We start from the raw sequence: 17,478 nt of genomic DNA, 5'->3' as shown, positions 1-17,478 counted from the left end.
CATTCACGCCCGAGAAGGATGCATACATGCCGGATAGCCATGCACATGCCAGCGCGTCAAGCTGCGATGCAAGCCAGGATTTTGCCGTCAAGATGATGGAATTGCTGGTGGTGCCCACCTTTGTCCTCGACGCGCATGGGCGGGTGATCATCTGGAACCGCGCCTGCGTACAGCTGACGGGCGTGCCGGCAGACGAAGTGCTGGGCATGTGCGGGCCGGGCCGCTGCTTTTACAACGACGAACGCCCCACCCTGGCCGAGTTGCTGCTGGCCGGGCGCGGCGGCGATGCGCGCGCGCGACATCTGCAGCAGCAATACCGTAGCAGCACGGGCAATAATTTATGCGCGCAAAACTGGTGCGACATGCCGCGCACGGGGCGGCGGCGCTACCTGGCGGTCGATGCCAGTCCCATCTGCGACAATGGCGACGAACTGATCGCCGTCGTCGAAACCCTGCGCGATATGACCGATGAAAAGCGTGCGCAGGGAGAACTGGAGCGCCTGGCCACGCGCGATGGACTGACGGGACTGGCGAACCGGCGCTGCTTCGACGACACTATCCTGGCCGAATGGCAGCGCGCTCAGCGGCAGGGCCAGCCTCTGTCGCTGCTGATGGTCGATGTCGATAATTTCAAGCAATACAACGACAGCCACGGCCACCAGGGCGGCGACCTGTGCCTGCGCAAGGTAGCGGGCGCCGTGGCCAGCGAAATGCGCGCGAACGACATGGTAGCGCGCTATGGCGGCGAAGAGTTTGCCGTCATCTTGCCGAACCAGTCGCTCAAGGGCGCCGCCATCGTGGCCGAACGCATCCGCCAGCGCGTGGAGCGGCTGCAACTGCCGCGCAAGCACCTCAATGGTGCTTGCGTCACCGTCAGCATCGGCGCCGCCACGGCCCTGCCCGGCCCCGGCACGCAACTGGGACAGCTGATCCACACGGCCGACTGCGCCCTGTACCGCGCCAAGCACCTGGGCCGCAACCGCATCAGCCTGCCGGAATCGACACTCATCTAGGCACCCGCCCCAGCAGCAGGCCTTGGCAGTTTCTGGCGCACCGTTGACGGGCCAGCGCTGAGCTGCCAAAACACTTGCCCCTATGCAGGGGGGCATGAATATTCTATGCTGCGGCGTTGCACTTTCATAACATTCAAAAGAAGGAGCCCCCCGTGTCAAGAGTCATGCCCGCTTTGCTACCCACATTCCTACCCGCTTTCGCCCTGGCGCTGTCAGCCATGGCCGCGTCGAACTTGGGCGCCGCGCCCATCAAACCGGCCAGCGCCAGCAGCGCCTCTGCCAACAAGACCGATCTGCTGCCATTCAAGGCGACCGAAAAAACCTTGGCCAACGGCTTGAAAATCATCATCGTGCCGACCGGCTTCCCCAACCTGGTTTCACTGCAGATTCCCGTGCAGACGGGCTCGCGCAATGAAGTCGAGCCGGGCAAGTCCGGCTTTGCGCATTTCTTCGAGCACATGATGTTCCGCGGCACCAAAGCCTATCCGCCCGAGAAATACCAGGAAGTCATCACCCGCGCCGGCGCGCGCCAGAATGCCTACACCAGCGACGACTTGACCAATTACCACACCACGTTTGCCAAGCAAGACCTGGAAACCGTGCTGAAGGTCGAAGCTGACCGCTTCCAGCACCTCGATTACGCGGAAGACGCGTTCAAGACGGAATCGCGGGCAGTGCTCGGCGAATACAACAAGAACAGCGCCAATCCCGTCTCGAAACTGTTCGAAGTGATGCGCGACAGCGCCTACACCACGCATACCTACAAGCACACGACGATGGGTTTTATCCAGGACATCGAAGACATGCCGAACCAGTACGCGTATTCGAAGCTCTTCTTCGACCGCTGGTACCGTCCCGAGCGCAGCACCATCATCATCGCCGGCGACGTCGAGCCGCAGCATGCCATCGCGCTGGTGGAAAAATACTGGAGCAGCTGGCAGCGCGGCAAGCAGCAGGCGGCCGTGCCGGTGGAGCCGAAACCGCGCGGCCCCGTCTACAAGCACGTGGCCTGGCCCACGCCGACCCTGCCGTGGGTAGCCGTGGGTTTCCACGCACCCGCGTTTTCCGTGAAGGACAAGGATCAAGCGGCGTTGGCGACCCTGCTGTCGCTGTCGTTCGGCCGCACCTCGCCGCTGTATAAACGTTTGGTGCAAAACGAACAAAAGGTCGACCAATTGTTCGACATGACGCCGGATCGGGTCGACCCGACCCTGGCCGTGCTGGGCGCGCGCGTGAAAAACATCGATGACGCCGTCTACGTGCGCGACGCCATCCTGGCCACGGTAGCGCAGTTGCGCGACACGCCAGTGAGCGAAAAAGACTTGGCGGACGCCAAGTCGGCCGAAAAGTATGGCTTGATACGCACCCTGGACAATACCGAGCAGATCGCCGGCACCCTGGCTTCCTTCGTGCATTTCGAGCGCTCGTATGCCACCCTGAACCAGTACTACCGGCTGATCGATACGCTCACGCCGGCCGACCTGCAGGCGGCCGCGCGCAAATACCTGACCGATGACGGCTTGGTGGTAACCACCCTGTCGCACCAGCCGATGCCGGCCACCATCGCCGCCACGCCGAAGCTGGCCAGCCTGCTGCCGGCTACCTTGAACGCCAAGTTCGACGTCTTGGTGCAAAAATCTGCGCTGCCGCAAATCCGCTACAAGCTGCTGTTTACGGCCGGTTCCGCGCAAGACCCCAAAGGCAAGGAAGGCTTGGCCGCGCTGACGGCCGCCATGGTGGCCTCCGGTGGTTCGTCGGAACGCAAGATCGACGAAGTCAACCAGGCCCTGTTCCCGCTGGCCGGCAGTTTCAGCCAGCAGACGGACAAGGAAATGACGACCTTTACGGGCTCCATCCACAGGGATAACTGGACGCAGTTCAACGCCATCGCCCTGCCCCTGCTGCTCTCGCCCGGTTTTCGCGAAGATGACTTCCGTCGCCTCAAGGATGCGCAGCGCAACGCGCTGTTGCTGGACCTGAAAGACAATAACGAAGAGGAATTCGCCAAGGAGCGCCTGCAAACGAATGTGTATGCGGGCACGCCATATGGCCACCCGGTGCTGGGCACGCTCGCCGGCATCGACGCCATCACCCTCGACGACGTGAAACAATTCTGGAAAAGCGCGTATGCGCAAGGCGCCGTCAAGGTGGGCATTTCCGGTGACGTCTCGGCTGCCATGACGGCGACGCTGACGCAGGCGCTGGCAAGCTTGCCGGCCGGCGCCGGCTTGCCGGCCACGGTAAAACCTGTGGGCCGCAAGGCACAGGGACTGGAAGTGGAGATCATCGAGAAAAACACGCGCGCCACGGCCATCTCCTTCGGCCTGCCGCTCGAGGTGACGCGCACGCACCCGGACTTCCCCGCCCTGTGGCTGGCGAAGACCTGGCTGGGCGAACACCGCGCCTCGAATTCCTATCTATACCAGCGCATCCGCGAACTGCGCGGCATGAACTATGGCGATTATGCGTATATCGAAGCCTTCCCGCACGGCATGGTTCAGTTCTTCCCGAACCCGAACCTGGGCCGCAAGGCGCAGCTGTTCGAAATCTGGATACGCCCGGTGGCGCCCGATAACGCCCACTTCGCGCTGCGCGTGGCCCTGACGGAATTGGGTAAGCTCATCGACAATGGCTTGACGCAAGACGATTTTGCCACCACGCGCGACTACCTGATGAAAAACGTCTTTGTCATGACCTCGACGCAAGACCAGCAACTGGGCTATGCGCTCGATTCGCAATGGTATGGCACGCCCGAGTTCACCAAGCTGATGCGTGATGGCTTGGCCAAGCTGACGGTGCTTGACGTCAACCGCGCCATCAAGCAACACCTGTCGGCAAAGAACCTGTCCGTGGTGATGGTCGCCAAGGATGCGGCCGGCTTGAAAGAAAAACTCGTCAGCGATGCGTTTTCTCCCATCAAGTACGACGGCAACAAACCGCAAGCCTTACTCGATGAAGACAAGGTCATCGGCGCGATGAAGCTGGGCATCAAGCCCGAAGCGGTCACCGTGACGCCGGCGGCGCAGGCATTCGCCAAGTAAGCCGGTGATGTGTCAGCCCCATCCGATGCAGGCCGTCGGATGGGCTTGCGCGCCGCACGCGCGCCGGTGAGGGCCCTACCGCAGCCAATGCATAGCGCGTCCAGCCGCATCCCACCTCACTCGAAGGGATTCGCCACCGACGTCACCTTGGGCGGGGGCAACTGGTCGGGCAGCGCTTGCTTTTCCAGCTGGGCCACTACGTCGCCCAGCAGTTTTTGCAGCTGTTTTGCCAGCGCCAGGCCCGGCTTGTCCAGGGTCAGGTCGATATCACCGCTGATGCTGATGCGGTCGATGCGGTTTTCGATATTCAAGCCACCGATGTCGAGCACATCGCTTTCATTGGCATACGGGACGAATTTCTTTGCGCACATGGGGTTTCCTTTTCTAGCGTATTACTTGTTGGACTTGCTATTAACCTTCGGCAAACGCAGCATGCGCAGCTTTTGCTGGCGCGTCAGCGACGGCAACAGATCGATGCCTATCCTGTCTTCCAGTTGCGCAATGCTCAGCACTTCATACGCCTTGGTATCGACGTTTTCAATGAAATAGGCGGCGCCGGCGCGCTGGCGCGGGCTGTACACGACCTTGTACAGGTGGCTGGGCACAAGCACGCGTCCCACCTTGCGCAAGTTACCGCCAATAAAGGCTGGCCCCGTGATCACGTACAGGTCGCCCTCTTTCTTGGCCATCTTGCGCACGGCGCCTTCGATGCCAGCCCAGACATAGCGGTTGTTGCGCGCGTCTTGCGGCACCATATTGGCCAGGGTAAAGCTGTCGCGCTGGCTCTGGCGGTCCGGCATGTCGCCGTTCGGCGCCATGTGGCCGCGGTCGAAGCCGCTGCGCGCATAATCGGCCAATTCTGCGCGCTGGGCGGCGGGCAGCTTGGGTTCGGCATGGAAGGAATTCTCGCGCGACAGATCATGCGCCGCTTCCAGCTTGTTCGCCGTCAAGTGCTCGGCCGACCACAAGGGCGTGCGCGTCAGCCCCGAATGCATCACGCCAAACACCTTGTAGCACAGTTCTTGCGTCGCCACGTCCAGCTTCGGGTTGGTGATTTCCGGCTTGCGGCCATCGACATAATGGGCCGGACAGGCATCGGCATGCGCCAGGTTGGCGGCAAAAGCGCAGGCTAGCAAGCCGCACGCCAGGGTCAGCCTGGCGATCGATCGTTGAATCATATTTCCCTAAATGAAATCTTTGCAGGCCAGCATTCTAGCGGACGCCGGCCTTCACCACCAATGCGCACAAAGCTGGCGTGCGCGCCTGTGTGCGAGAGGCAACGGGCGTGCATGCGGCGCTGCGCGCAGCTGGCGCAAATATAGGTCAAGCGGCTGCGCACTACTATTCATATCTGCTAAGATTGTCTTGATTTATTCGCATCGACCATTCAACACTTGGAGAGCATATGATCAAAAAAACCCTGCTGCTGATCGTTGTCGTCGTCGCCGCCATCCTCGGCTATGCCACCACCAAGCCCGACACCTTCAGTGTCGAGCGCGAAATTGTCATCAAGGCCCCGCCCGATAAAATCGCCGCCCTGATCACGGACTTTCATTACTGGGCCGCCTGGTCGCCATGGGAAAAGCTCGATCCAGCCATGCGCCGCACCTTTACGGGCACGGCCAGTGGCCTGGGCGCGCAATATGCATGGCAAGGCAATGACAAGGTGGGTGCCGGCCGCATGGAAATCACGGAAGCGGCCCAGCCCACGCGCACTGTGATCAAGCTCGACTTCCAGAAACCATTCGAAAGCCACAACACCACTACCTTCAGCATGGCAGCCGAGGGTGACGGCACCAGGGTGAACTGGACCATGACTGGCCCCAGCCCTTACGTCAGCAAGGTCATGATGGTTTTCGTCAGCATGGACACGATGATCGGCAAGGATTTTGAAAAGGGCTTGAATAATCTGAAGGCGGCGGCGGAGCGCTGAGGCGCCCGCTAGCGGCAGAAACAGGAGTCACGCGGCCCTAATGCCGTTCAGTTAGTGTGTTAGTGATGCTATTTTTAGCCCAAGAACTAGGACAGGGGTCGGACCCTGAGGGTCCGACCCCAGCTCTTTGCCTCTGGGGTTAGCGAATTTACTGGCGCTCATAAATCACGCCAAAACCCTTAACTGAACGGCATTAGTCACGCGGCCCTGTTTGTTAGGCCGCCCCCTTGTGCTCAGGTCCGCTCAGAACTGCTCTATCCAGGCGGCCAGATGATCGGGCGTAAGCGCCGGTTCAGCCTGCACCACCTTGCCTTGCAGGCCGAGTTCCGTCTTGCTCAGCTGCAGGGACCAGCCGCGTCGCGCCAGCCACAGCAAGCTGGCCAGCCAGAATGCGTGGATGGATGAGACGGGCATGGTGGTGGGCGACTCCAGGAATTGCGTCAGCAGGCGTGCATCGAGGAACAGCGCCGTGCCGCCCTGTTGTTGCAGAGCAGCACCAAACACGGGCAACAGCATGTCGATGGTTTGCTCCACGCCGCGCCCCGGATGCTCGCGCTCAAGCGTGTCGAGCTGCAGGCGCACGGTGGCGGCAAAGGCGGTACTGCGGAAGGCTTCCGAACTGACCAGGTCGGCATAATCCATCAATAGCCAGTCCGGCTCGGGCGGCGTGACGCCGGCCGTTAAGGCCGCCGACAGATACGCCTCCACGGGCAGCTGCTGCTCCGCACCAGCCAGGCTGGCGCACAGCGCATACAGATTGCCGATGCGGTTGGCGACGACTTGCCGCTGGCGCACCATCAGTTTTTCGCGCAGTAATTGGGCATGTTCATTGCGCAGCCGCGCCAGTTCCAGCGTTTGTTTCAACTCCATGCGCAGGGCCGCGATATCCCATGGTTTCTGGATGTAGCGGTGGATCTGCCCCTGGTTGACGGCTTCCACAGTGTGCTCCAGTTCAGAATATGCAGTGGTCAAAATGCGCACGATATGCGGATGACGGTCCCAGGCATATGACAGCAACTCATTGCCGTAGGCGCCAGGCATGCGCTGGTCCGACACCAGCACGGCGATGCGCTCGGCGTGCTCGTCGAGGATGCGTTTGCCCTCCTCGACCGAACTCGCTGTCAGCACGTTGGCCAGCGGCGCAATGGCACGCTGGAAGTATTTGAGGGCGTTCGCTTCGTCATCGACATAGAGTATCGTCGGCAAGCCTTGCACCGGCTCACGCTGAGCCGGTAAACGCAGATGGGCCTCAGTCATGCTCGCTCCTTATGTGTACGGGGAAATTCAGGGTCACCGTGGTGGCACTGCCAGACTCGGTGGCGATATCGAGGTTGCCGCCGAACGATTGCATCATGCGCTGACAAAACACCATGCCCCAGCCCTTGCTTTCGTCGCCGCTGGCACCGATAGGGTCGTTCAAGAGCTGCGCCACAATTTTCGGGGCGATGCCGGCGCCATTGTCGCGCACCGTGATGCGCCCCGCGTCGATGCCGATGCTGATCGCAGGATGCGCTTTCTCTGCAACCGAGCGCAAGGCGTTCGCCAGCACGGACGAGACGATGAGCGCGACGCAATTGGGCGACTCGGCAATGGCGAAATCCTCGCCTTGTTCGAGCGTAATGGCGGCGCGCTGGGTCGTGTTCAAAGGATAGCTGTCAAGCAAGGTGGCCAGCAGTTGACGCGCGCTGCCCGCGCTGCGCCCGCCTTGCATGCCGGGCCCGGCGCTGGCCAGGCGCAGCGTGTCGACAAAGCTGGCCAGCACGGACAGGCAATAACGCGCATTGTCGTGCATCAAGATGGCCGCTTCGCCGATTTCCGCTTGCATTGCGGCGTGCGCCTGCGTACGCCGGGCGATGCCGCGCGCAAAATTGGCGACGGCTGCCAGCGGCGTGTTCAATTCATGCGCCAGGAAGGCCAGCGACTCCTCCATCGCCACCAGCGCCTGGCGGCGCGCGACGCGCTCGCGTCCCGTCTGCACGGCCAGCTGCAGCGCCGTTTGCATGGCGGACAAGTCGAGCGGCTTTTCCAGCAGGCGAAATAGCGTGCCGCCGTTGATCAATTCGAGCAGCACGTCCTTGTCCGCGTACGCCGTCACCAGCATGCACACGATGTGCGGATAACGCTGCGCCACTTCCTGCAGCAACTCGCTGCCAAGGCGTCCCGGCATGCGGTAATCGGTGACGAGTACGTCGATGTGGATACCCTTGTCTGCCAGCACAAACAGTGCCGCATTGACGCTCTGCGCCGTCAGCACGCGATAGCGGGGACCGAGGCTGCGCTCGAAGTATTTGCAAGCGAGCGCTTCGTCATCCACATACAGCACGCTGGCGCGGCTATCGTTGTGCATGCTGACAGCCCTCCCAGTCAGAGCGCTGCAAGTCGAAATTCATGCTGGCCCATTGGCCCAGCTCGCTTTCGGCGCTGAGGGTGCCGCCGTGGCGCTCGATCACGCCATAGCTGATGCTCAGGCCCAAGCCCAAGCCCTGCCCAACTTCGCGCGTCGTGAAGAAGGGTTCGAACACGCGCGCCAGGTCTTGCGCAGCAATGCCGGGACCGTTGTCGCGCACACTGATGCGCAGGCGCTTGTCATCCCAACGGGCCGTGATGCGGATCTCGAACGGCGGCACATTGCCCTTGCGCATGGACAGCACGGCATTGCCCAGCAAATTGATCAGCACGCCGACGATGGCCGCCTCGTCGCCGCGCACCAAGGTGTCGGCAGGCAAGTCGTGGCTGATGCTGACATTCTTCGTTTCATGCCCCACCAGGCGGATGGCCGCATCGAGCGCGCTGCGAAACTGGAAGTGGCCCGTTTCGAGCTGGTCGCCACTCTTGCGGTAAGCGAAGGTCTTCAAGTCGGAAACGATGTGCTGCACGCGCAGCATGCCCTGCTTGGCGTCGGCCAGGCATTCACTCACCAACGCACTTTGCCGGGCAGCCGGGTCTTCGATGGCTATTTCGATGGCCATCATGCAGAAATTGACGGGATTGTTCACTTCATGCAGCATGCCGGCGGCCAGGGTGCCGATGGCGGCCATTTTCTCCTGCTGCAGCATCTGCCCCTTGATATCGGCTAAGCTTTTATTGGTTTCTTCCAGTTGCGTGTTCTTTTGCGCCACTTCCGCCTTCAGCTGGAACAGCATGAAGCGAGCGCGCTCGTTGAAATGGGTAAACACGGCGCTGACGCTGGCCGACATGATGAGAAATAAACAGTTGACGACAAACGACCCCGGCAAGTCGAAGCCGCCTGCATGCCAGGCGCAGGCGGCCACGTACAACAGGCAGGAAATGACGCCGAAAACCATGTTTTGCCACAAGCCAAACGCCAGCACGATGCCGGACGAATAGATCGCCAGGGTCATGCCCACATAGTAGATGGAAGTGGCGCCTTCGGTGACCGCGATCATCGAGGCGATCATGATTTGCGGCAGGATCAGCCACACAAAAGTCAGTCCCTCGATGCGCTCTTGCCCCCAGCGCGTGCGCATGGCCAGCACGACGCAAAAGATCAGCGCCGACACGACGATGCGCGCACCGGTGAAGACCGACTGCTGGTCCGGATACAGGGCCGAATCGAGACCCATGCCGAGCAGGATCAGCATGATGCCCGTGTAAGCCCCGCCGCGGCTAAATTCGAGGCGGAATTCGCGCAAAACAGCGGCGTAGCCGGCGTGCAGGGCTGGCGTATCCATCAAGGAATGCTCACTTCCGCAAAGACATTGACACCGGTGGCGTCGACATAAATTTTCGGCTGCGTCGCATGTTCGGGCAACAAGGCCGACAAGCCCGCTTCATCGCGATAGATCAAATGCCACTCCAGCAAATGCTCCATGCCAAACTTGCCCGGATTGTCAGCGTGCACATTCGTCACCAGCAAGCGCCCGCCCGGTCGCAGGCGCGAAGCGAAGTGCAGCATCAGGCGCGCACAGACCTTGTCGGACAGGTAATCGAACAGGCCGGCGCAATACACCGCATCGTAACTGCCGGGCGAGCCCGTGCCGCCCGAGCCATGGCGGCGCTTGAGCAGCTTGTGCACGGAATCGTGCACATAATCGATAGCCACCACGCGTCCCGTGCGCTGCATGATGCTGCTCAGGCGCGCGCGCGTCCAGTCCAGCGTCTCGCTGCTGAAGTCGACCAGCTCGAAGGCCAACCACTGCGCATCGGGGCAGGCTTCGATAAAACGCTGCACCTCAATGGCCGGGCCGCAGCCCACGTTGAGCACCCTGTAGACGCGCCCGGCGGCACGCGCCGCGCGCGCCTTTTGCTCCAGGAATTGCGTCAGGATATCGATGCGGTTGCGGTGCGCCGTGGCCACGGCCGCCTGCAAAAATGCCGCATTGACGATCTGGAAGTAGGTGCTCGGCCCCTGGCGCGGATCGTCCAACAACTGGTTGACCATCTGATAGTCACCTGCATAGCCTAGCGGTTTTGTGTACGTGCGAAAGACGAACGGTGCGCGCAGGATCAACGGGTGCAACGCCGCCTGGGCGAACGCGCGGTGGGCCGGCGCCCGCTCTTCCTCGACGAGCGAGGCTTCCACCTCGAGCTGGCGCAAGTACAGCTGGGTTTGCTCCATCAGCGGCAAGGCCAGTTCATCGAAGATATCGGCGCGCAGGCGGCCGTTTTCCTTCGGCAGCGAGTCGGACAAATCGACCTGCTCGACCCAGCGCGCCACTTCCGTCAAAAAGGCGCGCATTTCGTTGACGACGATCTGATAATCGCGGCGGATGCGGAAGCGCTCGCCCCAGCCGGCGACAAAGGCGCTCGATTCTTTCGCTACGGCGCCCTTGACCACCACTACGTCGCTCAACTCGCGCCACTCATCGATCAGGGTTACCGAAACGATGGCGGTCAGGCCAGTATTGACACTGCTGATGACGACGGCCTTGCCCACGTAGGCGTTCTTCGCCCCCATGCGTACCGTCACGTCATTGAGCATCTCGCTGACCTGCACAATCGAGTAGGGATTGTAGATTTCCATGACCAGAGAATTGCGCTGCAAGTTAACCATAGTGCCGCGCACGGCCTCACCCTGGGTGTTACGGAAACTGACGACTGGATCGATCTGCGATTGTGAATACACGATTGAGCATTATCAAGTTGCCCGGTTCACGGCGCACCACGCTGGTCGCGCCAATTTCCAGGCTGGGTTAAGGCACGGCACACCGATCGTCTGCCGCTGTGCCTGAGCGCCTCAAAGCGCGTCTGTTCGCTCTCTGATCGAGTGTACTATGGATGTGGTAGAACGGGCAATTGTTCCCTCTACAACAACTGTCTGCGGCTTAGGCACGCGACGCGCCCGCTTCAGCTTAACCGGCTACGAACAGCGCCAGCGCATGACGCAACAGTTGCGGCGTTTGCCCGGTCAAGCGCTTGAACGAGCGGCGAAAGTTGGTCGCATCATGAAAGCCAAGGTAAGCGGCCACGCCATCGTTGTCGTAGCCATGCACATGGAACAGATAGATGGCCTTGTGCGCGCGCACCTGGTCCAGTTCGGCCTGGAAATGCGTGCCGTGGCGCGCCAGGTGGCGCTTGAAGGTGGCTGGACTGACGCCAAACTGCTGCGCCGTGCGCTCCAGCGTGGGGGCGCAGCGGATATTGGCCAGCAGATAGTCGTACAACGCGCCTGGCAGGCTGGCGGCGGGCACGGGCGCCATTGCCGCCGAGCGCAGGGCCAGCGCGGCCGCCGTGGCATTGCCGCGCGGCCAGGGCTTGTCGAGCCAGCCCGAATCGATGAGCATGGCATCGACCTGGCAATCGAAACGCAGCGCCTGGCCCAGGTGCACTTCATGCTGTTCCACGTGACGCGGCCGCGCACGGTTGAAGCAAAAGCGCCAAGGCAGCGCCTCGCCGGCCAGCCAGCGGCACATGGCGGCCAGCGCCGTCATGTGCATTTCCACCAAAAAAGGCAGCTGGCTTGGTGCGCCGAACGCATCGGTCCAGTACAGCACCTGCAACTCGCCCGCCGCACGCAAGCGGGGCTGCAGCAACGGACACAGCAAGGTATGAAAGGCGCACAGGATGCCCAAGGCCTGGCGCAGACTCTGCGCCTGCAACAAGGCATGGCTGGCGGCGCCGTAATGACCGGGCAGCATTTGCTGGCCCAGCATGAAGCTGGTGTCGGCACTGTCGAGGCCGCGCGCCACGTTGGCCAGCAATTGCAGGTATTGGACGGCGCTGACCTGGCTTTCCGCCGATGGCAGCGCAGCACCATCGAGGCCCGTGCCCTTGAGCAACGGTGCCGTGGCCAGCTCGCGGCTGCGTGCGTAATCGAGTACCAGCGCAGGCTGATGATGGGGGGGGGACAGTTACAATGTCTAGAGTCGTGTGATTATGTACCCCGTCGTAGCTGGCCGCTATTTAAAGCCAGACACGTTTTGCGTACACTGTTGGACAACCTCAATCTGCGTCACGTCGGCAACATTGCCGGCCGTGCCGATGACGGTATGCACCAGGCCAGACGCGGCGTCCACGCCGACGTGGGCCTTCATGCCAAAGTGCCAGTCATTGCCCTTTTTCGACTGGTGCATCTCCGGATCACGCTTGCCGTCCTTGTTTTTGGTGGACGGCGGCGCGGCGATCAGCGTGGCGTCGACGATGGTGCCTTCGCGCATCATCAGACCCTTCTCGGCCAAGTGCCCGTTGATCGTGTCGAAAATCTGGCGCGTCAGCGCGTTGGCTTCCAGAAGGTGGCGGAACTTCAGCAAGGTCGTCGCGTCTGGCGCCGACTCGCGGCCCAGATCAATGCCGACAAAGGCGCGAATCGATTGGCTGTCGTAGATTGCGTCTTCGATGCCTTCGTCAGACAATCCAAAGCATTGCTGGGCCACATACATGCGCAGCATGCGCGCTAGTCCGGTCGGCGGGCGACCGGCGCCCTCGACCTTCGGATAGAACGGCTCGATCAGCTTGTGCAGCTTGCCCCACGGCGTCACGCTGTCGATTTCCGCCAGGAAGCGGTCGCGCCGCGTTAGTTTCTTCTTGGCGGCGTATTCGAGGTCAGAGAAGCTCTTTTGCATGATCGATGGCGGACGGTGGCGATACCGTTATTGTCTCAGGTCAAACCGCAGCAGGGAATGGTGCCAGATGAATAAATTAGTGCTTCCCTGGCCGCCATTTCTGCTCAATCGCTTGCGGATGCTTTTGCCCAGCAGCACCCCCGCCAAACCGATGAAGGTGTACAGAATTGTTATACCGACAAGATGAAGACTAAAAAACAGCATGCTTGTCGACGCAAAGCCTAAGCCTGCAAGGCTTAGTACAGAAGGCGCTATCGCTACAAGACAAAGCACAGGCCAGAGTCTTGTGTTGCGCAAACCTAGCAACACAGACAATGCGAATGCGCCCACAATGAAGAAGTAAGCTTTGTCCAATAGATAACTCCTGAGTTGGTAAAATAGGTCTTTGCGCCGACTACTCTTATCCACTAGGAAACATTTGTATAACTGTAGCGTATTTTGCTAGAAAATATCGAAAAGGAAGCCGCGATACGGCAATAAAGTCGGCAACTATTCAATCAAATATCGCCCCGCTTAGCAAGCTGCCAGCAATTGCCAGGCTTAGGCATATTAAAATAGCGCCCCATGACCTCATCCGCCTCGACCTCCCCCCTGCCCGACAGCATTTTGCTCTCTTCCCTCGCTGTACTGGGAGGGCAGATTTCCGTCAATCTGGGGGCGGCGATTGCGAAGAATCTGTTTCCTGTCATGGGCGTCGAAGGCATTACCGCATATCGCGTGGGGTTTTCGGCGCTGATCCTGCTGGCGATCTTCCGGCCGTGGCGTTTCCGGCTGACGCGCAAGGATGTGCTGAACTTGCTGGTCTACGGTGCCGTGCTGGGACTGATGAACTTGCTGATTTACCGCGCGTTTGCGCTGATACCGATCGGCATTGCCGTCGCCATCGAGGTGACGGGGCCGCTGGCGGTGGCCATGCTGGCGTCGCGCCGGCCGCGCGATTTGCTGGCCGTCGCGTGCGCCGTGTTCGGCCTGTATTTATTGCTGCCGCTGCAGGGTAGCCCAGGCAGCCTGGATCCGGTCGGCGTGGCGTACGCGCTGGGGGCGGCGGTATGCTGGGCGTTGTATATCATCTTCGGCAAACGCGCCTCGACCTTGCAAGGCGGGCAAGCTGTCGCCTGGGGCATGACGGTAGCGGCCATGGTGACTGTGCCCATCGGCATCACGTATTCGGGCACGGACCTGCTGGCACCGTCGATGGCGCTGATGGGCCTGGCCATTGCCATGCTATCGAGCGCCCTGCCGTATTCGCTGGAAATCTTTGCTCTGCGCCGTTTGCCGCAAGGGGTGTTCGGCATGTTCAGCAGCGCCGCACCCGCCGTCAGCGCGCTGGCGGCGATGGCGGTGTTGGGGGAACTGCTGAGCCTAACGCAATGGCTGGCCATCGCCTGCATCGTGTTCGCATCGGCCATGGCGGCGCTCGGCGCCCAAGGCGCCAAGCGCTGACGCTATTCAAACTATTTGCCTACCCATTGCTGCGGCGCTTCCTGTACCGGCACTGGCACAGGCACCGGATACTGACATCATTGCGCCACTGGCCGGCAGGTTTTGCTGCCCGCCTGTAGAATACCTCATCGCGTGCCATCTCGGACCTCTGGTCCTTACAGCCTATGCCAGCCTCACTGATGATCTCTGCCAGCTTTCTTTTGCGTCTGTTCTCACCGCTCGCCGCTACCGCCTTGCTGCTGGCCCCAGGCGCTACCGCGCAGGCCGCCGCCGCTCCCGCTGCTCTCACGGGCAATGCCGAAGCGGGCAAGGCCGCGTATCACAAATGCGCCTCCTGCCACCAGGTGGGGCCTTCGGCGCGCGCCGGCTTCGGCCCCAAGCTGACGGGCGTGATCGGCCGCAAAGCCGGTTCCACTACCGACTATAAATATTCGGCTGCCATGAAAAACGCGAACATCGTCTGGACCGAGCAAAACCTGGCCAGCTACCTCAAGGCACCGAGCGATTTCATTCCTGGAAACAAAATGCGCTTCTGGGGCATCGGCAATGCCCAGCAAGTAGCGGACCTGCTGGCCTACCTGCGCACGCAATAAACACCTCCGATTAGCGCCGGCAACAAGGCATGCTTCACATGCCTCCATAACGCAGCTGACAACGGCGGCACCGCCTGCACTTCACGCACTTGCGCTCTTTGTTGTTGACGATGCGCGCCGCGACTTCTTCCTTGCGGCCCGCATGCGCAGCGAGCGCAGCAAGCGCTACATGGCCAGACCATGCGCGGCGCAGGGTCTGAAACGGCAGTTTTGCTGACTAATCGCTGCACAGTGACTCAACGCACAGACCAGCGCCAACTCCTGCGACAAGATAGTGCCATCCTTAAGGAGAAGCCATGTCCGCCACTCCCACTATGCCAACCACTCCCCCCATCCCCCAGCCGCGCCAGGGCCAGGCGCCTGCGCCGCTGGACAGGGTTGAATTTCATCTGCAATTCATCCGCTCGTTTGCCGATCCCACGTTCGACGCCGTCAGCGGCGCCCTGGTGCAGGTGGAAGAAGTGGCCTGGAAGAATTACCAGGATGGCCGCAAGGCGCCCGTCACGCAGAAGGCGGGGCCCGGTTTTGCCGACCCAGACTACGAACTGTCGGTGGAATGGCTGGCCACGCGCGAGCGCCTGCTGGCCGCCGCAGCGCGCCAGAAAGAGCCAGCCACGCCATCGCGCGTGCTGCTGATCTGCGGCGCGGCGCGCAACGACGGTTCTTGCCCAGGAGAAATCTCAAAGACCTGGCGCATGACGCAGTGGGCCAAGGACGTGCTGCAGGCCGAGCACATCGAAGCGGACGTGCTGGACCTGAGCTTGCTGACATCGTCGTATGACTTGCACATCCATCCGTGCAAGGGCTGCGTCTCGACGGCCATGCCCCTGTGCCACTGGCCGTGCAGCTGCTATCCGAACCATGGCGAACGCCAGACGAATGACTGGATGGCCGACATTTACGAGCGCTGGACGGCCGCGCACGCCGTCATTATCCTCACGCCCGTGTACTGGTACCAGACGCCTGGCGTGCTGAAACTGATGATAGACCGGCTCGTCTGCGCCGATGGCGGCAACCCCGACCCCACGAGCACGCATGGCAAAAAAGCCGTGGAAGCGAAGGCTCTGGAATTACAAGGCTGGAATTATCCGAAACACCTGGCCGGACGCGCGTATGGCCTGGTCGTGCATGGCGACGTGGCCGGCATCGAAGGCGTGCGGCGGGGCCTGTCGGATTGGCTCGACTGGATGGGCCTCATCGATGCGGGCGCGAAATCGCGGCTGGACCGCTACATCGGTTATTACGACAGCTATGCGCAAAGCCATGAGACGCTGGACCGCGATACCCATGTGCAGGAAGAAGTGCGCAACGTGGCGCGCGCCGTGGCCGAAGCCGTCCAGCGACTGCGGGCGGGTGAGCTGGTACCGCCCGATGCGCCATTACAGGCTCCACGGCCAAAATGAGGCCGCGCCGGCCTACCCCGCCTTGCGTGTCGCGTGGCGACACAGTGCCAGGAACCGGTTCAAGCGCGGCGACAGAATCTTTTTGGACTGGCGCAGCAGGTAAAAGTTGCGCTCCAGCGGAGGCAGCATGGTTTCCAGTTCCACCAGTTGCCCACTGGCCAACAGATCGGCCACCACCACGCGCGACAGGCAGGCGATGCCCAGCCCGGCCGCCGCGCCATATTTGATCGCTTCCGAGTTGCTGAATTCACCTGCGGCGCGCAAATAGTGCAAATGTGGCAGCAGCGCTTGCTCCACCACCTCGCGCGTGCCCGAGCCCGCTTCGCGCAACAGCCAGCCCGCCTGCTGCAATTCCACAAAGCTGAGCAAACGGCGCCGTTGCGCCAGCGGGTGCGTGGGCGCGGCGACGATCAACATCTGGTCCGTCAGCCACGGTTCCACCAGCAAGCCCGCTGCGTGACACGGCCCTTCGATGAGGCCGATATCGACACGAAACTGCGCCACGGCGGCGGCGATGTCGGCCGTGTTGGCTATTGTCACCTGCGGAATGCTGGGCCCATGCTGCCGCGCCGCCTGCGCCAAAAGCTGCGGCAACAGATAGATGCCGATGGTGGTGCTGGCGCCGATTTGCAGGCTGACGGGCACGGACGGGTCGGCGCCCGCAAACTGGCGCTCGATGCTGTCAGCCGCGTCGCGCATCTGCCGCGCCTGCGGCAACAGCAGGCGGCCATTGTCGTTGAGCAATAATCGCTTGCCCACGCGGTCGAACAGTTTCGCCTCCAGCAAGGTTTCGAGTTCATTCAGCGCCGCGCTGGCGGCCGATTGCGACAGCGCAATGCGCTCGCCGGCCGCACTGGTGCTGCCCGTGTCCGCCACGGCCAGGAAAATTTGCAATTGCCGCAAGGTTAACGCCACGCTTTCTCTCCCCTATCTACCTATTTTTTAGGTTGAATATACAAAAACAATCCGTTTTACCATTTAATAGGCGCACTGTACAGTCATGCCAAACACACCAGTAACCATGGAGCAC

Annotated in this window: 15 protein-coding genes and 1 pseudogene; 6 read left to right on the top strand and 10 right to left on the bottom strand. The window is 61.5% G+C overall.

The window, feature by feature from the left end:
• Positions 1–26: 26 nt before the first annotated feature.
• Both ACQ4V8_RS13085 and ACQ4V8_RS13080 read left to right on the top strand, forming a co-directional pair.
• Positions 27–1,013 carry a sensor domain-containing diguanylate cyclase gene (locus ACQ4V8_RS13085; RefSeq protein ID WP_436571615.1) on the top strand — a complete coding sequence of 329 codons (987 nt, stop codon included), beginning with the start codon at positions 27–29 and terminating at the stop codon, positions 1,011–1,013.
• Between the two features lie 152 nt (positions 1,014–1,165).
• Complete coding sequence (locus tag ACQ4V8_RS13080) at positions 1,166–4,054, top strand: M16 family metallopeptidase (RefSeq protein WP_436571614.1); 2,889 nt, start codon at positions 1,166–1,168, stop codon at positions 4,052–4,054.
• A 116-nt stretch (positions 4,055–4,170) separates the two neighbouring features.
• Here ACQ4V8_RS13080 and ACQ4V8_RS13075 read toward each other — a convergent pair whose 3' ends face one another.
• The gene (locus tag ACQ4V8_RS13075; protein WP_010397849.1) at positions 4,171–4,425 is read right to left on the bottom strand and encodes a nucleotidyltransferase family protein; all 255 of its coding nucleotides are present in this window, start codon (positions 4,423–4,425) and stop codon (positions 4,171–4,173) included.
• Positions 4,426–4,446: 21 nt separating this feature from the next.
• Positions 4,447–5,232: a DNA/RNA non-specific endonuclease gene (locus ACQ4V8_RS13070; RefSeq protein ID WP_436571613.1), complete on the bottom strand. Its 786-nt coding sequence runs from the start codon at positions 5,230–5,232 to the stop codon at positions 4,447–4,449.
• A gap of 227 nt (positions 5,233–5,459) precedes the next feature.
• On the opposite strand from ACQ4V8_RS13070, the gene ACQ4V8_RS13065 reads away from it, so the two are divergent.
• Positions 5,460–5,987, top strand: a complete 528-nt coding sequence (locus ACQ4V8_RS13065) for an SRPBCC family protein (protein WP_010397845.1) — start codon at positions 5,460–5,462, stop codon at positions 5,985–5,987.
• 243 nt (positions 5,988–6,230) lie between these two features.
• Here ACQ4V8_RS13065 and ACQ4V8_RS13060 read toward each other — a convergent pair whose 3' ends face one another.
• From ACQ4V8_RS13060 to ACQ4V8_RS13030, 7 genes and pseudogenes are all read right to left on the bottom strand, one after another.
• The gene (locus ACQ4V8_RS13060; RefSeq protein WP_436571612.1) at positions 6,231–7,244 is read right to left on the bottom strand and encodes a response regulator; all 1,014 of its coding nucleotides are present in this window, start codon (positions 7,242–7,244) and stop codon (positions 6,231–6,233) included.
• Positions 7,237–8,334 carry a hybrid sensor histidine kinase/response regulator gene (locus ACQ4V8_RS13055; protein ID WP_070347230.1) on the bottom strand — a complete coding sequence of 366 codons (1,098 nt, stop codon included), beginning with the start codon at positions 8,332–8,334 and terminating at the stop codon, positions 7,237–7,239. Before ACQ4V8_RS13055 ends, ACQ4V8_RS13060 begins: the two co-directional genes overlap by 8 nt.
• Positions 8,321–9,679: a sensor histidine kinase gene (locus tag ACQ4V8_RS13050; protein WP_436571611.1), complete on the bottom strand. Its 1,359-nt coding sequence runs from the start codon at positions 9,677–9,679 to the stop codon at positions 8,321–8,323. Before ACQ4V8_RS13050 ends, ACQ4V8_RS13055 begins: the two co-directional genes overlap by 14 nt.
• Positions 9,679–11,073, bottom strand: coding sequence for a class I SAM-dependent methyltransferase (locus ACQ4V8_RS13045; RefSeq protein WP_010397841.1), 1,395 nt, complete (start codon positions 11,071–11,073; stop codon positions 9,679–9,681). The genes ACQ4V8_RS13050 and ACQ4V8_RS13045 overlap by 1 nt, the downstream gene beginning before the upstream one ends.
• Before the next feature lie 226 nt (positions 11,074–11,299).
• The gene (locus ACQ4V8_RS13040; RefSeq protein ID WP_436571610.1) at positions 11,300–12,226 is read right to left on the bottom strand and encodes an AraC family transcriptional regulator ligand-binding domain-containing protein; all 927 of its coding nucleotides are present in this window, start codon (positions 12,224–12,226) and stop codon (positions 11,300–11,302) included.
• 168 nt (positions 12,227–12,394) lie between these two features.
• Positions 12,395–13,009: pseudogene (locus ACQ4V8_RS13035) on the bottom strand (IS5 family transposase); the annotation flags it as partial.
• A gap of 27 nt (positions 13,010–13,036) precedes the next feature.
• Positions 13,037–13,363 (bottom strand): hypothetical protein, encoded by a 327-nt coding sequence (locus ACQ4V8_RS13030; RefSeq protein WP_010397836.1) that lies wholly within the window; start codon positions 13,361–13,363, stop codon positions 13,037–13,039.
• A gap of 210 nt (positions 13,364–13,573) precedes the next feature.
• Between ACQ4V8_RS13030 and ACQ4V8_RS13025 the strand changes: the two genes are divergently transcribed.
• The 3 genes from ACQ4V8_RS13025 to ACQ4V8_RS13015 all read left to right on the top strand — a co-directional run bounded on the left by ACQ4V8_RS13025 (position 13,574) and on the right by ACQ4V8_RS13015 (position 16,448).
• A complete protein-coding gene (locus ACQ4V8_RS13025; RefSeq protein ID WP_029496377.1) occupies positions 13,574–14,452 on the top strand; it encodes an EamA family transporter in 879 nt (292 codons plus the stop codon).
• Between the two features lie 164 nt (positions 14,453–14,616).
• Positions 14,617–15,045, top strand: coding sequence for a c-type cytochrome (locus ACQ4V8_RS13020; RefSeq protein WP_280720894.1), 429 nt, complete (start codon positions 14,617–14,619; stop codon positions 15,043–15,045).
• A 296-nt stretch (positions 15,046–15,341) separates the two neighbouring features.
• Complete coding sequence (locus tag ACQ4V8_RS13015; RefSeq protein ID WP_436571609.1) at positions 15,342–16,448, top strand: flavodoxin family protein; 1,107 nt, start codon at positions 15,342–15,344, stop codon at positions 16,446–16,448.
• Positions 16,449–16,460: 12 nt separating this feature from the next.
• Here ACQ4V8_RS13015 and ACQ4V8_RS13010 read toward each other — a convergent pair whose 3' ends face one another.
• Complete coding sequence (locus tag ACQ4V8_RS13010) at positions 16,461–17,363, bottom strand: LysR family transcriptional regulator (protein WP_436571608.1); 903 nt, start codon at positions 17,361–17,363, stop codon at positions 16,461–16,463.
• Positions 17,364–17,478: the final 115 nt, after the last annotated feature.

The sequence above is a fragment of the Janthinobacterium paucivorans genome (genome assembly GCF_051380805.1).
Lineage (GTDB): Bacteria > Pseudomonadota > Gammaproteobacteria > Burkholderiales > Burkholderiaceae_D > Janthinobacterium > Janthinobacterium lividum_D.
This window is presented reverse-complemented; position numbering and strand designations above follow the sequence as displayed.